General features: G+C 72.4%; 11 protein-coding genes. 7 read left to right on the plus strand and 4 right to left on the minus strand.

The annotated features are described in order from the left end of the window. Positions 1-303 precede the first annotated feature (303 nt). Together ABZ117_RS33875 and rsgA are read left to right on the plus strand one after the other, a co-directional pair. The gene (locus ABZ117_RS33875; protein WP_356826586.1) at positions 304-861 is read left to right on the plus strand and encodes a DoxX family protein; all 558 of its coding nucleotides are present in this window, start codon (positions 304-306) and stop codon (positions 859-861) included. A 513-nt stretch (positions 862-1,374) separates the two neighbouring features. Then, positions 1,375-2,511: a ribosome small subunit-dependent GTPase A gene (gene rsgA / locus ABZ117_RS33880; protein ID WP_356826588.1), complete on the plus strand. Its 1,137-nt coding sequence runs from the start codon at positions 1,375-1,377 to the stop codon at positions 2,509-2,511. Positions 2,512-2,688: 177 nt separating this feature from the next. Here rsgA and ABZ117_RS33885 read toward each other — a convergent pair whose 3' ends face one another. Both ABZ117_RS33885 and ABZ117_RS33890 read right to left on the minus strand, forming a co-directional pair. Beyond that, positions 2,689-3,339 (minus strand): histidine phosphatase family protein, encoded by a 651-nt coding sequence (locus ABZ117_RS33885; RefSeq protein WP_356826590.1) that lies wholly within the window; start codon positions 3,337-3,339, stop codon positions 2,689-2,691. 36 nt (positions 3,340-3,375) lie between these two features. Then, positions 3,376-4,128, minus strand: coding sequence for an SDR family oxidoreductase (locus tag ABZ117_RS33890; RefSeq protein WP_356826592.1), 753 nt, complete (start codon positions 4,126-4,128; stop codon positions 3,376-3,378). A 174-nt stretch (positions 4,129-4,302) separates the two neighbouring features. On the opposite strand from ABZ117_RS33890, the gene ABZ117_RS33895 reads away from it, so the two are divergent. The 5 genes from ABZ117_RS33895 (at position 4,303) to ABZ117_RS33915 (ending at position 14,426) form a co-directional block, all read left to right on the plus strand. Further along, positions 4,303-5,622, plus strand: a complete 1,320-nt coding sequence (locus tag ABZ117_RS33895; RefSeq protein ID WP_356826594.1) for an aminotransferase class III-fold pyridoxal phosphate-dependent enzyme — start codon at positions 4,303-4,305, stop codon at positions 5,620-5,622. Beyond that, a complete protein-coding gene (locus ABZ117_RS33900; RefSeq protein ID WP_356826596.1) occupies positions 5,619-7,151 on the plus strand; it encodes a class I adenylate-forming enzyme family protein in 1,533 nt (510 codons plus the stop codon). The genes ABZ117_RS33895 and ABZ117_RS33900 overlap by 4 nt, the downstream gene beginning before the upstream one ends. Then, entirely contained in the window at positions 7,141-8,202 is a 1,062-nt protein-coding gene (locus tag ABZ117_RS33905) for a ketoacyl-ACP synthase III family protein (protein WP_356826598.1), read from the plus strand. The genes ABZ117_RS33900 and ABZ117_RS33905 overlap by 11 nt, the downstream gene beginning before the upstream one ends. Beyond that, a complete protein-coding gene (locus ABZ117_RS33910) occupies positions 8,199-13,478 on the plus strand; it encodes a type I polyketide synthase (RefSeq protein WP_356826600.1) in 5,280 nt (1,759 codons plus the stop codon). The genes ABZ117_RS33905 and ABZ117_RS33910 overlap by 4 nt, the downstream gene beginning before the upstream one ends. A gap of 183 nt (positions 13,479-13,661) precedes the next feature. Beyond that, positions 13,662-14,426 (plus strand): alpha/beta hydrolase, encoded by a 765-nt coding sequence (locus ABZ117_RS33915; protein ID WP_356826602.1) that lies wholly within the window; start codon positions 13,662-13,664, stop codon positions 14,424-14,426. 59 nt (positions 14,427-14,485) lie between these two features. Here ABZ117_RS33915 and ABZ117_RS33920 read toward each other — a convergent pair whose 3' ends face one another. Both ABZ117_RS33920 and ABZ117_RS33925 read right to left on the minus strand, forming a co-directional pair. After that, the gene (locus ABZ117_RS33920; protein WP_356826604.1) at positions 14,486-15,451 is read right to left on the minus strand and encodes a Gfo/Idh/MocA family oxidoreductase; all 966 of its coding nucleotides are present in this window, start codon (positions 15,449-15,451) and stop codon (positions 14,486-14,488) included. Between the two features lie 3 nt (positions 15,452-15,454). Beyond that, positions 15,455-16,377: radical SAM protein (locus tag ABZ117_RS33925; protein ID WP_356826606.1), on the minus strand; the 923-nt coding region annotated here is incomplete at its 5' end.

A 16,377-nucleotide genomic window follows, 5' to 3' on the forward strand; every position in this document is an offset into this window, starting at 1 on the left:
CTCACCGGCCTGGAGGTCCGCGGGGTCCAGGCCGTTCTGGCTCCCGAGCCCGGCGAATGCTGCGTACGACTGTGCCCCACCGACACCGACACCGATGGTGATGACCGGTCGGCCCAGAACCACTGACCCGAGGCCGGCCGCCTGTTCCCGTGGGCCACCGCCCCGATGCACGACCCTGCCCGCAGCGGAAGGTCGGGTGGGACGGGGGCTGCCCCCTACTGCGCGACTCACCCATGACCGGTGCTCGGCGTCCGGCCGAGCTGGGGGAAACGCCCGTTCTGGCGTTCCGACCGGAGCATTGCCATGTTGACCAAACACATCCTGAACAATTCCGTCTTCTCCGCGGAACCGGTGACGCATTCCACCACCGAGCCCGTGACGACCGCCGGTGACTTCGGCCTGCTGCTCATCAGACTCACCTTCGGACTGCTGATGGCCGCACACGGGGCCCAGAAAGTCTTCGGACTCTTCGGAGGCCCGGGCCTGACGGCGACCGGCAAGGGGTTCGCGGCCCTGGGCTACCACCCGGGGAAACTCTTCGCCGTGATCGGCGGACTGTCCGAGTTGCTCGGCGGCCTCGGTCTGGCCCTCGGGCTGCTGACACCGCTCGCGGCTGCCGCCCTGATCGGCGTCATGATCAATGCGATGGTCACGGTCACCGGCGCCCACGGCCTGTGGGAGACGGACGGCGGCGTGGAATACAGCGTCTGCATCACCGTCGTCGCGCTGGCCGTCGCAGCCATCGGCCCGGGCCGGCTGGCCGCCGACCGCCCGTTCCGGTGGGGTAAGGGCGGCTGGAAGGAGGCGGCCTTCGCCCTCGGCCTGGGAGGCATCGCCGCCGCCATCACACTCAGTCTGTAGACACGGAGCGACCACTCACCCCGGTTCTCGCGAGGCATGTCTACCTGCTCTCCGCCCTCGCCCTGATCCCCATCCTGAGCTGAGCGATGCCGTCGGAGGCGTCGGCCCGGACGGGCCGGCGCCTCCAGCGCCACCCGCCTGCACCTGCCGAGGCCGGTGGCAGAGGGGCTGGGCCCGTTATCGGCGCTGCGGGCACGAGGGAGCGAACCGATTGCAGGGCACGGCCGTTCGCGGCAACACCACCCCGGCCGAGAGGGGCAGACGCCGCAAAGCCGAACGCTGGACCGGCCGTTGGATAACCAAAACCAGCCCTCCTGCTGTTGAGGACGGGCGTCGGCGGTTCGATCTGCCTGACGGGGTGCCAGAGGCCGGTCGGGCGCCGCGAGTGCCTCGCTCCGGGACACGCGTCCCGCGCTCCGCGCGGTGTCGGCGGCTACACTGTTGGCCTGAGCGGGCCGTACGCGTACACCCGTGTCCGGTTCCGCTGTCCTGGAACCCCGTGAGGGGGCGAGCGTGACCCCACCCACTGCCTCACATCCGCTCCACCGCTACGGCTGGAACGACGCGTTCGCGACCGACTTCGGCCCCTACGAGGCCGACGGCCTCCGGCCCGGCCGGGTCGTGCGGGTCGACCGCGGGAGCTGCGAGGCCGTCGTCGCCGAGGACGGACGGGTGACGTCCGTACGGGCCGGTACGGGGCCCGTGGCCTCGCCCGATCCCGTGCGGAACCCCTGCACCGGCGACTGGGTGGCCCTCGACCTGGACCAGGGAGTCGTCCGGGCGCTGCTGCCACGGCGCACCGCGTTCGTCCGGGCCGTCTCCTCGCAACGGTCCGACGGTCAGGTCCTGGCCGCCAACATCGACCAGGTACTCATCGCCGTCTCACTCGCCGACGAGTTGGATCTCGGGCGCGTCGAGCGTTTCCTCTCCCTGGCGTGGGAGAGCGGCGGCCAGCCGGTGGTGGTCCTCACCAAGGCCGACCTCGTCCCCGACCCGGTGACGCTCTCCTATCTCGCCGAGGACACCGGGAAGGTGGCCCCCGGAGCGCGCGTGCTGTCCGTCAGCGCGGCCACGGGGCAGGGCATGGACGCCCTCGCGACCCTCATCGGCGGCGGAGGCGGGAGCGGAGGCGGGGGAGACTGCGAGGGCGGCGGCACGGCCGTTCTGCTCGGGGTGTCCGGTGCCGGCAAGTCCACCCTCGCCAACGCGCTCACGGGAGCGGACGTGCAACGGGTCGACGTCACACGCGGCGGCGACGGCAAAGGGCGGCACACGACGACGACCCGCGATCTCCTGCCGTTGCCGGGCGGCGGTGTCCTGATCGACACACCGGGGCTGCGCGGAGTGGGACTGTGGGAGGCCGACAGTGGCGTGGCCCGGGCCTTCACCGATATCGAGGCCCTTGCCCGTGACTGCCGATTCCACGACTGTTCGCACCGGACGGAGCCCGAATGCGCGGTGCGCGGGCCGGCCGAGGACGGGACCCTGCCTCTGCGGCGGCTCGAGAACTACCACAAGCTGCTCCGCGAGAACGAGCGGATCGCCGCCCGGAGCGATGCGCGGCTGAACGAGGAGATGCTGCGGAACTGGAAGCAGAAGAAGGCGCTGGGCCGCCACATGAGGGAACGCAAGCGCGGCCCGCAGCACTGAGACCGACGCCTTCGCTCAGCGCATTGGGGCGTCGGGGCGTCGTCCTGCGGACAGTGGGCCGTTGCGGCTGTACGCGGAGCCTGGTCGGCGCAGGACGGCCCAGGGTCCGCCCGCCCTACGTCAACAGGTTCGTGCACCCCTGCCTGCTCGGCCTCCGCCCGCCCGGCCCCGGCCTGCTCATTCGGCCTCGTCGACATGCTTCGCGTCGTCGAACCGGAGCAGGTCCCACCGGGAGCCGTCGTGGACGAATTCGTTGATCGAAGTCGCCGCGGGTGTGGCGTCCGTGAACAGCACCGGTGGGACGACGTCCAGCAGCGCTGACATCACCGCGACGATGAGCCCGGCATGGCACACCACGACGACGGTACCGCCGCGGTGACCGGACAACAGGCCGTTGACGACACGGCCGGCCCGGGTCCGGAACTGGTTCCACGTCTCCCCGCCGGGCGCGAAGGGCCGGTCGGGGTGAGCGGTCATGTCGAACGCCCCGTGGACGCGCTGGTACTCGTCGATGGACAGGCCGTCGGCCGCCCCGAAGTCGAGCTCGCGTGCCTGCTTCTCGACGACCGGTGCCCCGAGTCCCAGGCCGCTCGCCAGGACCTCGGCCGTCTCGCGGGCTCTGCGCACCGGACTGGTCAACAGCGCGTCCGGCCGCGCTGGTTCGGCCGCCAGTCGTGCCGTGAGCCGCGCGGCCTGTTCCCGGCCCAGCTCCGTCAGGCCGGGACACGTACGGGAACCTGCGATCAGTCTCTTCACGCTGGCATGCGATTGCGCATGCCGCACCAGCCATACACGGGTAGCGGAGTTCTGTCCATGTGCGTACGCCATTCGCGTGGAGGTCCTCGGATCGGCCTGCGTCGCAGGTCAGTTTAGGTCCCAGCCGCCGTCGACGGTCAGACTCTGGCCGGTGACGAAACCTGCTTCGGGAGAAGCCAGAAACGCCACCGCCGCGGCCACGTCTTCGGGACGCCCATGCCGTTTGATGCATTGCCGGGAGAATTCCCGTTGCCGCCAGGACGGGTAATCCGGGTGAGACCTCTGCTCGGTATTCAGTTCGATGGAACCCGGTCTCACGGAATTCACTGTGATCCCGTGCGGGCCGAGTTCACGGGACAGGGCGCGGACGAATGCCTCCAGGCCGCCTTTCGCCGCGATGTAGGGGGCGAGTTCCACGCGTCCTACCCGCGTGAGCACTGTGGAAACGGCCACGATCCGGCCCGTTCCGCGCGCCACCAGATGGGGTGTGGCGGCGCGTGCGCAGGCGATATGCGCGAGGAGATTGACGTCCAGGGCCTTGCGTACGTCGTCCCAGGTGGTGTCCTGCCATGGCGTGTATGTGTACGCCCCGGCATTGCACACGAGGACGTCAAGCCTTTGAGCGCATGCGGCCATGGATTTCCCCAGGCGGTCCACGGTCTCCTCGTGCGTGAGGTCCCCGGCGACCGTGGCGAGAACGTCCCCACCGGCCGCTGAAACCCGGTCGGCGGTGTCGGCCAACCCGGAGTCGCGCGTCAGATGAGTCAGCACCAGATCATGGGTCGCGGCCAGCCGTACCGCGATGGCGGCACCGAGGCCCGATCCCGCCCCCGTGACCACGGCGACGCCCCGAGACGACATCACATTCCCCTTCCGCAGCGCGGCTGATCACCCGTTCGATCCTGCCACTCAAGACGGGCCGATCACCCCCGTTATCCGGCCATTCCGGCAATCACCGTTGTTGGCCGCGAAAGCCCTGGGGCATTCTGTGATGCCGGATCAGGCCGACGAAGCCGGAGGTATTCAGTGGGTGCCATGGACGCAGAACGTCGGACGAATGCTGATTGTCTGGAAAGCATCAAGGAGGTCGTCGCCGGCGGCGTCAGCAGCAGTATGCGGGCGGCGGCCGTCCCCGTGCCACTCGTCGTGCGGCGCGCCGACGGCTGCCTGCTCCGGGATGTCGAAGACAACGAGCTCGTGGACTTCAACATGGGCTATGGCCCCCACCTCTTCGGTTACGCCGACCGCGATGTGGCCGATGCGGTGGCCGACCAGTTCACCAAGGGCCATATGACCGGCCTGCCGCACGAGCTGGACGCCGAGGCCGGATCCCTCATCGCCGAACTGGTTCCGGGCGTCGAGCAGGTCAGGTTCGCCAATTCCGGTACGGAGGCGGTCGCCTCCGTGCTGCGGCTCGCCCGCGCCACCACGGGGCGCTCACTGGTGGTCACCTTCGACGGGCACTACCACGGCTGGAGCGAGACCGTCCTGCGGGCGGGCAGCAAGACCACGTTCCAGATAAAAGGCGCTCGGCCGACGGACGTCGTCCCCGGCGCGCCCGGCATGATCCCCGAGGCGCTCGCCCACACCGCGCAGCTGCCGTGGAACGACGCCGAGGCCGTCAAGGAGCTCTTCGCGCGCGACGGCGGCCGGATCGCGGCCGTCATCCTGGAGCCGGTCCTGACCAATGCCGGTGTGATCCCCCCGGTACCCGGCTTCCTGGAGCTGCTGCGCGACCTCACCTCTCGCAGCGGTGCCATGCTGATCTTCGACGAGGTGATCACCGGCTTCCGGGTCGCCCGCGGAGGCGCTCAGGAGTTCTACGGCGTCGAGCCCGACCTCACGGTCCTGTCCAAGGTGATGGGCGGCGGATTCCCCGTCGCCGCCTTCGGCGGACGCAAGAACGCGATGCGGATGCTCGCCACGAACGAGGCGTACCACGCCGGCGTCTACGCCGGGAACCACGCCGCCCTCCGCGCGGTCGTCACCATGCTGACCAAGATCCGCGCACTGCCCGGCCTCTATGACGAGTTGGAGAGCGTCGGCGCCGGTGCGGAGAACGCCCTGCGCGAGGTCTTCGCCGCGGAGAAGCGACCCGTGCACATCAACCGGGTCGGCACCCTGATGTGCGTGGCCCTGCTCAAGAAGCCGCTGGAGAAGAACGACACGCTGCGCGATCTCACCGAGGCCATCGACTTCTCCCGGCACCGCCGGCTCCAGGTCCTGGCCCAGAGGGAGGGCGTCTACTTCCATCCCAACGCGCTGGAACCGTGGTTCCTGAGCACCGCGCACACCGGGGACGTCCTGGACAAGGCGGCGGGGGCACTGCGACGCGGGCTGACCGAACTCGGATGACCGCCGCGCGCGCGAAGCTGCTCTCCCTGCTGTACGAGCAGGGCGCCCGTCCGGGGGACAGGCCGCTGCTCAGCGACGCCTCCGGGACCACCAGCGCCGGCCGGTTGGCCGAACGAGTGGACGCCAAGGCCCGTGCCTTACGTGAGGCGGGCGCCGGGCCGGGCACCCTCGTGGGAACCGTCGCCTGGCCCGCGGCCGAGTTCGTCAGCGACGTGTTCGCGATCATTTCCGCCGGGGCGGCCGCCGTTCCGCTCTCGCGCCGGACGACACCGTGGGAGCTCCGGCGGATCCGGGACCGCTGCGCACTCGACTTCCTCTCGGCCCCGCACGAGTCGCCGCTGGCCCTGCCGGTCACGGCCGCGCAGCAGGGCGTACGGACGCTGAGCGGGGTCCGGGAACCCGGCCGGCGAGCAGCGCGGCACCACGCCTTCGAGGAGGCGGCGACGGCACAGATCACGTCGGGCACCACCGGGTACCCCCAGGTCGCGCTGCGCTCCGCCGCCGCCCTGCTGGCCGAGGCGGAGAGCTACCGTACGGCCCTGGGGCTGGGCCCGGAGAGCCGGCTGCTGTGTCCCGTACCCCTCCAGCACGCGTACGGCTTCGGGCTGTGCGCCGTCGCCGCGACCCTGGCGGGAGCGCATGTCCGCTATCTGACGCCCGACAAGCCGCGCCTGCTGCTGCGCGAGCTCGCGGCCGGCGACGTGACGCTGTTCGTCGGTGTGCCCCCCATGCTGCGCCTGCTCGCCAAGGCCGCCCGCGTCCTGCCGCACGACGGCCGTACGGTCGGGTTCCTCTCCGCCGGCATGGCGCTGGACGCGCACACCGCCGAACTCGTCGCGACCCGGCTGGGCGGGCATGTCGGCCAGGTCTACGGGACCACGGAGACCGGGCCGATCTGCGTGAGCAGCCCCGCCCCGTGGCAGCCGGGCACCTTTGGACCCGGTGCGCCCCTGCCCGGGGTGGAGGTCCGGCTGTCCCCGGTCCCGGAGGCCGCAGGGGACGGTGCCGACGTCTCCACCGCGGTGCCGGGACAAGCCGTGCCGGGACAAGCCGTGCAGGGGCAAGCCGTGCCGGGGCTGGTGACCGTCACCTCGCCGTCGATGATGCTCGGTTACGCCGACGGGGAGAGCGTCGACGCGACCCCGCTGCGGGACGGATTCACCACGGGCGACCTGGCCCGATGGGAAGGGCGGGAACTCGTCCTCGCCGGGCGCCTGTCCACCAGCATCAACGTCGCGGGCGCCAAGGTCAGCCCCGAGGAGATCGAGGCCGTCCTGCTCGCCTTCCCGGACGTCGCCTCATGTCTGGTGTCCGGGGTGGACGATCCGGTGCTCGGACAGCGGATCAGCGCGACGGTGACACCCGGCACGGTCGACCTCGGCAAGCTGGACCGCTTCTGCCGCGAGCGGCTGTCGCCCTCCTGCGTCCCCCATGCCTTCGCCTCCGTGGCGGAACTGCCGACCACCGAGACCGGAAAGGTCATCAGGCCACGGACCGGTCAGTTAAGGAACCGTGAGAGTGAGAACTGACAACATCTTCCTGGCCGGGACCGGGGCGTACATTCCGCCCAGGGTGAGCGTGGAGGAGGCGGTCCGGCGCGGCGCGTACGACAGGGAACGGATGGATGCCTGCGGGTGGCGGAACATCGCCGTGGCCGACGGCACGTCCGCGCCGGACATGGCGGTGGCGGCCGTCCGGCAGGCGGTGGACCGTTCGGGCCTCGGCGCGGACGACATCGACATCCTCATCCACTCCTGCGCCTACCACCAGGGTCCCGACGGCTGGTCGGCGCCGCACTACATCCTGCGCTCCACCCTCGACTCCCCGATCCCGGCGCTGACGGTGGAGCAGGGATGCAACGCGTTCCTCGCCGCCCTGGAGATGGCGGCCCAGTACCTGCTGTGCGCGCCGTCCCGCAACGGCGCCGTGGTGAGCAGCGCGGACAACTTCGGCGCCCCCTCGGTGGACCGGTGGTACGCGCACCGTGACGCGGTGCTCGCCGACGCGGCCGCCGCGGTCGTCCTGTCGAAGCGGTCCGGCTGGGCCGCACTGCGCTCCATCGAGTCGGTGTCGCTTCCCCAGTTCGAGATCCTCAACCGCGGGCACGATCCGATCTTTCCCCCGGCGGTCACCACCGGCCGGAAGCTCGACATGAACGAGCACCTGGAGGCGATGGTCGAGGAGCTGGGCCCGAAGGCGTCCGAGATCGGTCAGGAGTACGCCGCGAGCGGTGCGAAGCTGATCGAGCAGGTGACGGGCGAGGCGGGCATCTCCGTGGCGGACCTGTCGAAGGTGCTCCATCTCGGGGCGGGCACCGCCGACTTCCTCGACAGCCACCTGCGGCCGATGGGCCTGGACGCGTCGCTGGGCGACGTGGACTTCTTCCGCGACACGGGGCACGCGGGCGCCGCCGACGTCGGGCTCCAGCTCAACCACCTCGTCGAGGGCGGGCAGGTGAGCATCGGAGACCACCTCCTCCTGCTGAGCGCCGGACCCGGACTCATGGTCACCGCCGCGGTGGTCACCGTGCTGGAGCATCCCGTCCGGCGCGCCGCGGGCGCTGAAGGGGGCCGGGGGTGACGAGTCCGGGAGCCTCGGAGGAGGAGGCCGCCGGGCGTGAGGAGCCCATCGCCGTCATCGGGCTGAGCTGCCGGTACCCCGGTGACGCCGATTCTCCCGACGCCTTCTGGGAGCTCCTCGTCCAGGGCCGGGACGGCGTCGGCGACGGAGCGGAGCGCTGGGCGCCGTACGCGGACACCGGGCAGGAGCACGCGACCGTCGTACGGGACACCACGAGCCGGGGCGGCTTCCTCACCGACATCGCCGGTTTCGACGCGGAGTTCTTCGGTATCTCGCCGCGTGAGGCCGAGCTGATGGACCCGCAGCAGCGGCTGCTGCTGGAGCTGGCCTGGGAGGCCCTGGAACACGCGGGGATCCCGCCCCTCGGTCTGGGTGGCAGTGACTGCGGCGTGTTCGTGGGCGTCGGTTCGGACGACTACGGGCGCCGGCTGCTGGAGGACCTGCCCCGGATCGAGGCCTGGACCGGCATCGGCGCGGCCCTGTGCGCCACCGCCAACCGCATCTCCCACAGCCTCGACCTGCGCGGCCCCAGTCTCGCCGTGGACACCGCGTGCTCGGCCTCGCTCGTCGGTGTCCACCTGGCCCGCCGGAGCCTGCTCTGCGGGGAGTCCGACGTGGCGCTGGCCGCGGGGGTGAACCTCATGGTCGCGCCCGGCCTCTCGGTGACCCTGGACCGTGCGGGCGCCACCTCACCGGACGGCCGCAGCAAGCCGTTCGACGCCTCGGCGGACGGCTACGGCCGGGGTGAGGGCGCGGGCGTACTCGTCCTCAAGCGGCTGTCGGACGCCGAGCGGGCGGGAGACCGCGTTCTGGCGGTGATCCGAGGCAGCGGCGTGAGCCAGGACGGGCGCACCGCCGGCATCATGGCGCCCAACGGCGAAGCACAGGCGGACCTGCTGCGCAGGACGTACACGCGGTGCGGCATCGCCCCGGACACCGTCGACTACGTGGAGGCTCACGGCACCGGGACCGTCGCGGGCGACCCGCTGGAGGCCGGTGCGCTCGCCGCGGTGTTCGGCGCGGGCCGGCCGCAGGGCAGCCCCTGCCTCATCGGCTCCGTCAAGGGCAACATCGGGCACCTGGAGGCCGGCTCGGGGATCGCCGGGATGATCAAGACGATCCTCGCCCTCGTCCACGAGGAGATCCCGCCCAGCGTGCACTTCTCCGCCCACAACCCGCGCATCCCCTGGGAGGAGTCACGGCTCAGGGTGACGCGGGAGCTCACCCCGTGGCCCCGTGGCGGCCGTCCCCGCCGGGCGGGTGTCTCCAGCTTCGGCTACGGCGGCACCATCGCCCACGTCGTCCTGGAGGAGGCACCGGAACGGCACGAGCCGCCCGCCCCGTCCCGGGACGACCCCGCCCTGCCGCGCCTGTTCCGGCTCTCCGGCCGGTCCGGGACGACCGTCCGGGAGGACGCGGCCCGGCTCGCCGACTGGCTGGACGGACCGGGCGCGGGCGTCGCGCTCGCCTCACTCGAGCAGGATCTCCGGGCCCGGCGCAGCCACCTGGAACGCCGTGTCGCCGTCGTCGCCGCCGGCCACGCCGAGCTGGCGAGCAGGCTGCGCCGATTCGCCGCGGGTACCGCCGGCGACACCGCACCCGGTCTCGCCGAGGGCACGGTGGCGGGCGAGGGCGGGGACCGGGTGGTGTGGGTGTTCTCCGGGACCGGCGCCCAGTGGAAGGGCATGGGCCGTGAACTGCTCGCCACGGACACCGTCTTCGCCGAGGTGATCGACAGGATGGGGCCGGTCTTCGCCGAGGAGATCGGCGCGACGGCCCGTCGCATGATCGAGGACGGGGACGTCACCGGCGTGGACATCGCCCAGACGATGATCTACGCGGTCCAGATGGGTCTGGCCGCCGTCTGGCAGTCGCTCGGGGTGAGGCCCGCGGCCGTCATCGGCCACTCGATGGGCGAGATCGCGGCCGCCGTGACGGCTGGAGTCCTGTCGCTGGAGGACGGCGCCCGGCTGGTGTGCCGCCGCAGTGTCCTGCTGCGACGGGTGGCCGGCGCGGGCGGCATGCTGATGATCGGCCTGCCCGCCGACGAGGCCGCCGCCCGGCTGGGCGGCACCGACACCGTCGTGCCGGCGGTCCTCGCCTCGCCCACGCAGACCGTGGTGGCCGGCGCGGTGGCGGAGATCGACGCCCTCGCGCAGGAACTGGCGGGCGACCCGGACCTGCTCGTGCGCCGGGTCGACAGTGATGTGGCCTTCCACAGCCCGCAGATGGAGCCCTTGACGAAGGAGCTCGCCGAGGCCGCGGCCGAGCTCACCGTCCACGCCCCCCGGATCCCTCTCTACAGCACCGCGCTGGACGACCCGCGCGACGCGGCTCCCCGCGACGGCGCCTACTGGGCGACCAATCTGCGCAGCCCGGTACGGCTGTCCGGGGCGGTGGCCGCGGCGGCCGAGGACGGGTTCAGGACCTTCCTGGAGGTGTCGGCCCATCCGGTGGTCCGGCACTCCGTCCAGGAGACGCTGGACACGGTTGGGGCCGACCGGCACTGCGTCGCCGCGTCCCTGCGCCGGGACACCGGGGAGCGCGAGCAGCTGCTGGCCAACGCGGGGACGCTGTACTGCCACGGCGTCGCCTTCGACCGGCCCCCGGCGCCGGACGCGGAACCCCTGTCGCTTCCGGCGCGGAGCTGGCGGCGCCAGCGGTACTGGCGCGACCTGCCGGTCCGCAGGGCCGACCGCGGACGGCACGACACGGCGAGCCGCACCGTGCTGGGACCGCGTACCACCCTGGCCGGGACCACGCCGCTGGACCTCTGGCGCACCCGTGTCGACATGGGGTCCCGGCCGTATCCGGGCAGCCACACCATCCACGGCGTGGAGATCATCCCGGCGGCGGTCGTCCTCCAGACGTTCCTGGACGCCGCGGGGCGGGGAGAGAGGCCGTACGGCCTCACCGACGTGTCGTTCGACCTGCCGCTGACCCTGGCCGCGGCCCGGGACATCGACGTGATCGCACAGGACGGCGTGGTCCGCCTGCTGTCCAGGACCACCGGCCCGGACGATCCCGTCGCCGCTGATCCGGGCACGGGTGACGCGGGTGCGGACGGGCAGCCGTGGCTGACCCACGCGGTGGCCGCCGTGTCCGGCAACCCCTCGCCGCCGCCCCTTCCGCCCGCCGCCGGACCGGGGACGGGGCTTCCCCCGGACCGGATCGTCACCGCCCTCGCCTCCGTCGGCGTGCCGGACATGGCCTTCCCCTGGCGGGTGGAACGGCTGGAGCGCGTCCGGGAGGGGCTGCGCGCGGACGTCGTCGCGGACGACGGGCCGGGCTCCGCCCCGACTCTGTGGGCCCCGTTGTTCGACGCCGCGCTGTCCATGGCCGCCGTCGCCTTCCCCGGACCCGCCGCCCTGCGGGTCGTGGCCGGCGTGGGCCGGGTGTGGGCCACGGGCGAGCCGCCGTCCCGCGCCCGCATCGAGGCACGCGTCGACGGCCCGGTCACCGACGCCGGCGGCACGGTGAGCGTGCGTGTCACCGCGGACGACGGGCGGACCGTGGCCGTACTGGCCGGGGTGCGGTACGCGGGCGCGGAGGCCGGGACGCGTCCGGGCGCACCCGGGGAACTGCTGTTCCGGACGGACTGGGCGCCGCTGCCCCTCGACGGCTCCACCGTCTCTCGCCCGCTGGTGCTGGTCGGCGCTGACGGAGGACTGCCGTCGGCACTCCGGGCCACGGCCGAGAGCCTGGGAATCCTGTGCCTGGCGACGGAGGAGCCGGACGGTCTCGAAAGCCTGCGCGATCAGGTCTCCGGACCCGTGGACGTGATCCTGCTGCCGCTGACGGACCGGCCGGGGCAGGAGGCCGGGGAACGTGCCGTGCGGGAGGCGTGGCTGCTCGCGGGTGCGGCGCGGCGGCTCGGCACATGGCCACCGGGCACGGCCAGACTCTGGTCGGTGACCTCCGGTGTCCGCGAGGCGGACCGCCTCGAGGCCGTGGCCCAGGCGGCGCGGTGGGGTCTGGGCAGGGTCGTGGGGGGCGAACACCCCGAGCTGTGGGGCGGGACGCTCGATCTCGGCCCGCGGCCCACGAGGGACGACCTCGTCACCGCGCTGGGCGTCATCGCCGGGAACCCGGGCGAGGACGTCGTCGCGATCCGCGAGGGCGGGGCCCGGGCGAACCGGCTGGTCCGCCACGGCGCGGGCGCGGACCACGCCCCGCTGCGGTGCCGGCAGGACGCCACCTATCTCGTCACGGGCGGTCTGGGCAGCCTGGGCGGCGAGATCGCCCGGTGGCTCGTGGAGCGGGGCGCGCGTCGCCTCGTACTGGCCGGACGCGGTGCCCTGCCGCCCCGGTCGCAGTGGGACGCCGGAACCGACGGAGCCCAGGCGCGCCGCATCGAGACCGTTCGCGGGCTCGAGGCTCTCGGGGCGACCGTACGGGTGGTGTCCGTCGACCTGTCCGACGCCGAGGCGGCGGCGGCCCTCCTGACCCCGGACGCTCTGGGCATGCCTCCGATCCGTGGGGTCGTCCACGCCGCCGGCGTGCTGGAGGACCAGCTCGTCGACCGGCTCGGCCTGGACGCCCTGACGGCGGTCATGCGGCCGAAGGCCGGTGGCGCCCTGACCCTCCATCGGCTCTTCCCGCCGGGATCCCTCGATTTCCTGGTCCACTTCTCGTCGTGCGGCCAGTACCTGGGCCTCACCGGCCAGGCCGCCTACGCGTCCGCCAACGCGTTCCTCGACGCCATGGCCGCCTACGACCACACCCTCGGTGCCGTCGGCAGCATGAGTCTGGCGTGGACGTCCTGGCGGGGCATGGGCATGGCGGCCAACGCGGCGGTGGACGCCGAGCTGGAGGCCCATGGGGTCGGTGACATCACGGCGCCCGAGGCCTTCGGCGCCTGGGAACACGCCAGCCGGACCCGCGCCGCCTGTCTCGCGGTGCTGCGCACCGTGCCGCTCCCGGCCGGTGCGCGCCGGCCGGGCCTGCTGCGCGACATCGCCGACGACGAACCGGCGGGGGCGGCACGGGAGGAGACGGCCGGGGCCCGGGGCCTCGGGGAGCTGTCCGGGGACGCGCTCCGGGCTCTGCTGCACGAGCAGACGGTCTCCGTCATCGTCAGCGAGATGAAGGTGGATCCGGCGGAGCTCGATCCCGACCGGTCACTGCTGAAAACGGGGATGGACTCCGTCATGGCGATCGTCATCCGCCGCCGGCTGGAACGGCTCCTGGAGCGCAAGCTCCCGGCCAATCTGGTCTGGCATCAGCAGACGGTCACGGCCATCGTGGACTACCTCGTGGCCAGCACGCGCTCCTGAGCCGCTCCTGAGCCACAGGAGGAACTCACAGAAGGAACCGGCTCCGGCCGGCCGGGCCGCCGACCCGGCCGGCCGGAATCCGGTCCGCGCGGATCCTCGACCGGGTTCTTGGCGATGGAACACCCGGGGCCGGACGGCACGGGTCATCTGTATCCCAGAGCCGTCGGCGGCTAGCATCGCGGCGTGCTGCGTGACGCGGGTCAGACGCTGGGTCAGGGTGAGGCGGACGACGCTCCGTTGGCGTTGGACTGCCCGGTCACCGGCGATCCGGCGGGCAGACCGGTGGTTCTGCTGCACGCGCTGGGGAACACCGGCCGGAGCTGGGACCGGCTCGTCTCCGCGCTGGCGCCCCAAGGCCACCGGTTGTTCGTACCGGACCTCCGAGGACATGGGCGGAGCCCCAGGGCCGGCGCGTACACCTTCGAGTCGATGTACCGGGACGTGATGTCCCTGCTGGATCGTCACCGCCTGGGCGCCGTCGATCTGGTGGGGCATTCCATGGGCGGCCATGTCGCCTGGCTCATCGCCCAGCGCCACCCCTCCAGAGTCCGCAGGCTCGTGATCGAGGACACGCCGCCGCCCCCGCGGGACGCGGCGGCCGAGGCGCAGCTGCGGGCGCGGTCGAGCGGTTACCGGGCACCCGTCATCTCCCTGTACCGGGAGTTCCGCGAGCTGCGCAGGGCGGGGGAGCTGGACAGCGCCGCGGTGCGCCCGGTCATCGACGGCCTCCGGAAGGCGGATCCCGGGTGGTGGCGGCGGCTCGGGGAGGTCACCGCCGAGACGCTGGTGATCAGCGGAGGGTTGTCCAGCCCCGTGCCCCGGTCGCTGCTGGCCGAGGTCGCCGAGGCGGTGCCGCAGGGGCGGCTGCTGGCCATCGACGCGGGCCACTACGTGCATCGCACCGAACCCGAGCGCTTCTGCGGTGAAGTGGCCCGCTTCCTCGGATGACCCGGGAGCCCGCGTCCTCGGACGACCCCTGTCACCGGCTCCCCGTCACCGGCCCCCCTTCATCGGCTCTGGACGAGGGGACCGTTCGCGCCCCTGGCGTGTTCGTAGGCCGACTCCACGACGAGCTGGACCTCCAGGGCGTCCCGGGCGCTCACCTTTCCGTGCGGGGTGGCGGCGCCCGTCAGCAGGTCGAAGTAGGCCGAGATCGCGGCCAGTTCGGGTCGCTGTCCGGCCGCCTCGACCGTGCCGTCCGCCAGCCGCAGCTCGTTGCGGCGCAGATCCAGGACATGGTCACCGTCCGCGGTGGTGACGGTGACCGACGTCTCCAGTTTGCGCGCGGCCCGGTCGATCCGCAGCGTCGCCGGCACGCCCTGGAACGACAGCTCCAGCCGGACCCGCTCCTCGACGCCCGGCGCGTCCACCTCGCACGCCACGACGTCCGACCGCCCGAAGACCGTCATGAGCAGGTCGATGGCGTGCGGCCCCAGATCCAGGAGCGCGCCCCCGCCGGCCCGCTGCGCATCGCCGTACCAGGGCGTGCAGGCCCGCCACACCCTGTTGCCGGGAGTGGCGATGGTGAAGTCGACGCGCTGCGCGCCGGACCGCGCCACGTCGGCGAAAGCCTCCAGCAGCGGGTGGAAGCGGAAGGGCATGTTCACCCCGAGCAGCTTCTCGGCCGCCGGATGGGCCGCCATCCGCCGCGCCTCCTCCACCGTGGCGGCGAGGGGCTTCTCGCACAGCACCGCGATGCCGGCGTCCAGCGCCGCCAGCACCGGCTCCGCGTGAGCGTCGTTGGGCGTACAGACACTGATCACGTCCGGCCGGGTCTCCTGGACCAGCCGGTCGACGCGGGTGCCGGTCCACACCTGCGGACGGTCCGCCGTCAGCGCCCGGGCCCGCTCCACGTCGGTGTCCACCACACCCACCAGCTCCATGGCGTCCCGGGCGTCGGCGCAGGGCAGGTGGTAGCGCTGGAACACCCTTCCGCAGCCCACGGCCGCGAACCGGACTCTCTCGGTCGTCATCGGTCAGCCCCTCACCTGTGCGAGGGCGTGCTCGCCGCACGCCTTCGCCGTCTCGACGACGAAGTCCGGGAAGGTGTGGCCGAGGTGTTCGCGGTCGTACGCGGCGATCATGGCCCGCAGCTCGGTCTCCAGCCGGTCCGAGAGCCCCGGCGGGTTCTCGTCCGCGAGCAGCAGCCCCGCGTTGAGGAAGGCGACGAGGAGCCCGGCGAGCCCCTGGTCCCAGCGGCGCAGCCGGCCCAGCAGGGGGCGCAGGGACTCGGCGCCGGTGCCGCGCCGGGCACGGACGGCGTCCGCGATGCTCTGCGCCAGGAACGGGACCTCGTTCTCCTTGCGGTCGTTGATCTCCGAGGAGACCCGGCTCCAGGCCGTCCACAGGTGTTCCACGCGTTCGTCCTCGACGCGGTAGTCGCGGCGGGCGTGGCGCAGCACCTCCCAGGCGGCGCCCTCCACGCCGGGGATGTCGGGCTCCTCGTACCGTGTGGCCTTCTCGTAGATCTCGGTGCCCCGGAGCGCGATGGCCCGGTTGATCAGGAAGAACGGGTTCTCGCTCTCGTGCACCCGGGCGGCCACGATGAACTTCAGGTTCTCCCAGAGTTCGTCGAGGGTCGTACCCGGCTCGATCATGATCCAGCCGGGTTCGAGTTCGATGCCCTCCTGTTTGAACATGCGGGCGGCGTCGAAGTTGTACTCCACGGTAGTTCCCTTGCGGAACCGCTTCATCATGCCGGGCGACCCGGTCTCCATGCCGAGGAGGGCCAGGTCCATGCCGGCCCTGCGCAGGGTGCGCAGCGCCTCCCGGTCGATGAGGCCGGTGTCGACGCGGAACTCGCAGTGGAAGGAGATGTCGAGGTTGCGGCGGAGGATCTCCTCGGCGAATCCGACGGCGTGGTGGTAGCCGTCCTGGAAGGCGCCGCCGAAGTTGTCGT

The organism is Streptomyces sp. NPDC006309 (assembly GCF_040613095.1).
In the GTDB taxonomy this organism is placed as follows: domain Bacteria; phylum Actinomycetota; class Actinomycetes; order Streptomycetales; family Streptomycetaceae; genus Streptomyces.

What these genes read in the sequence shown, in the direction of transcription:
- ABZ117_RS33875 (WP_356826586.1), top strand. Translation starts at nt 304, where the DNA reads ATGTTGACCAAACACATCCTGAACAATTCCGTCTTCTCCGCGGAACCG.
- ABZ117_RS33885 (WP_356826590.1), bottom strand. Translation starts at nt 3,339, where the DNA reads ATGGCGTACGCACATGGACAGAACTCCGCTACCCGTGTATGGCTGGTG.
- ABZ117_RS33890 (WP_356826592.1), bottom strand. Translation starts at nt 4,128, where the DNA reads ATGTCGTCTCGGGGCGTCGCCGTGGTCACGGGGGCGGGATCGGGCCTC.
- ABZ117_RS33895 (WP_356826594.1), top strand. Translation starts at nt 4,303, where the DNA reads ATGGACGCAGAACGTCGGACGAATGCTGATTGTCTGGAAAGCATCAAG.
- ABZ117_RS33900 (WP_356826596.1), top strand. Translation starts at nt 5,619, where the DNA reads ATGACCGCCGCGCGCGCGAAGCTGCTCTCCCTGCTGTACGAGCAGGGC.
- ABZ117_RS33920 (WP_356826604.1), bottom strand. Translation starts at nt 15,451, where the DNA reads ATGACGACCGAGAGAGTCCGGTTCGCGGCCGTGGGCTGCGGAAGGGTG.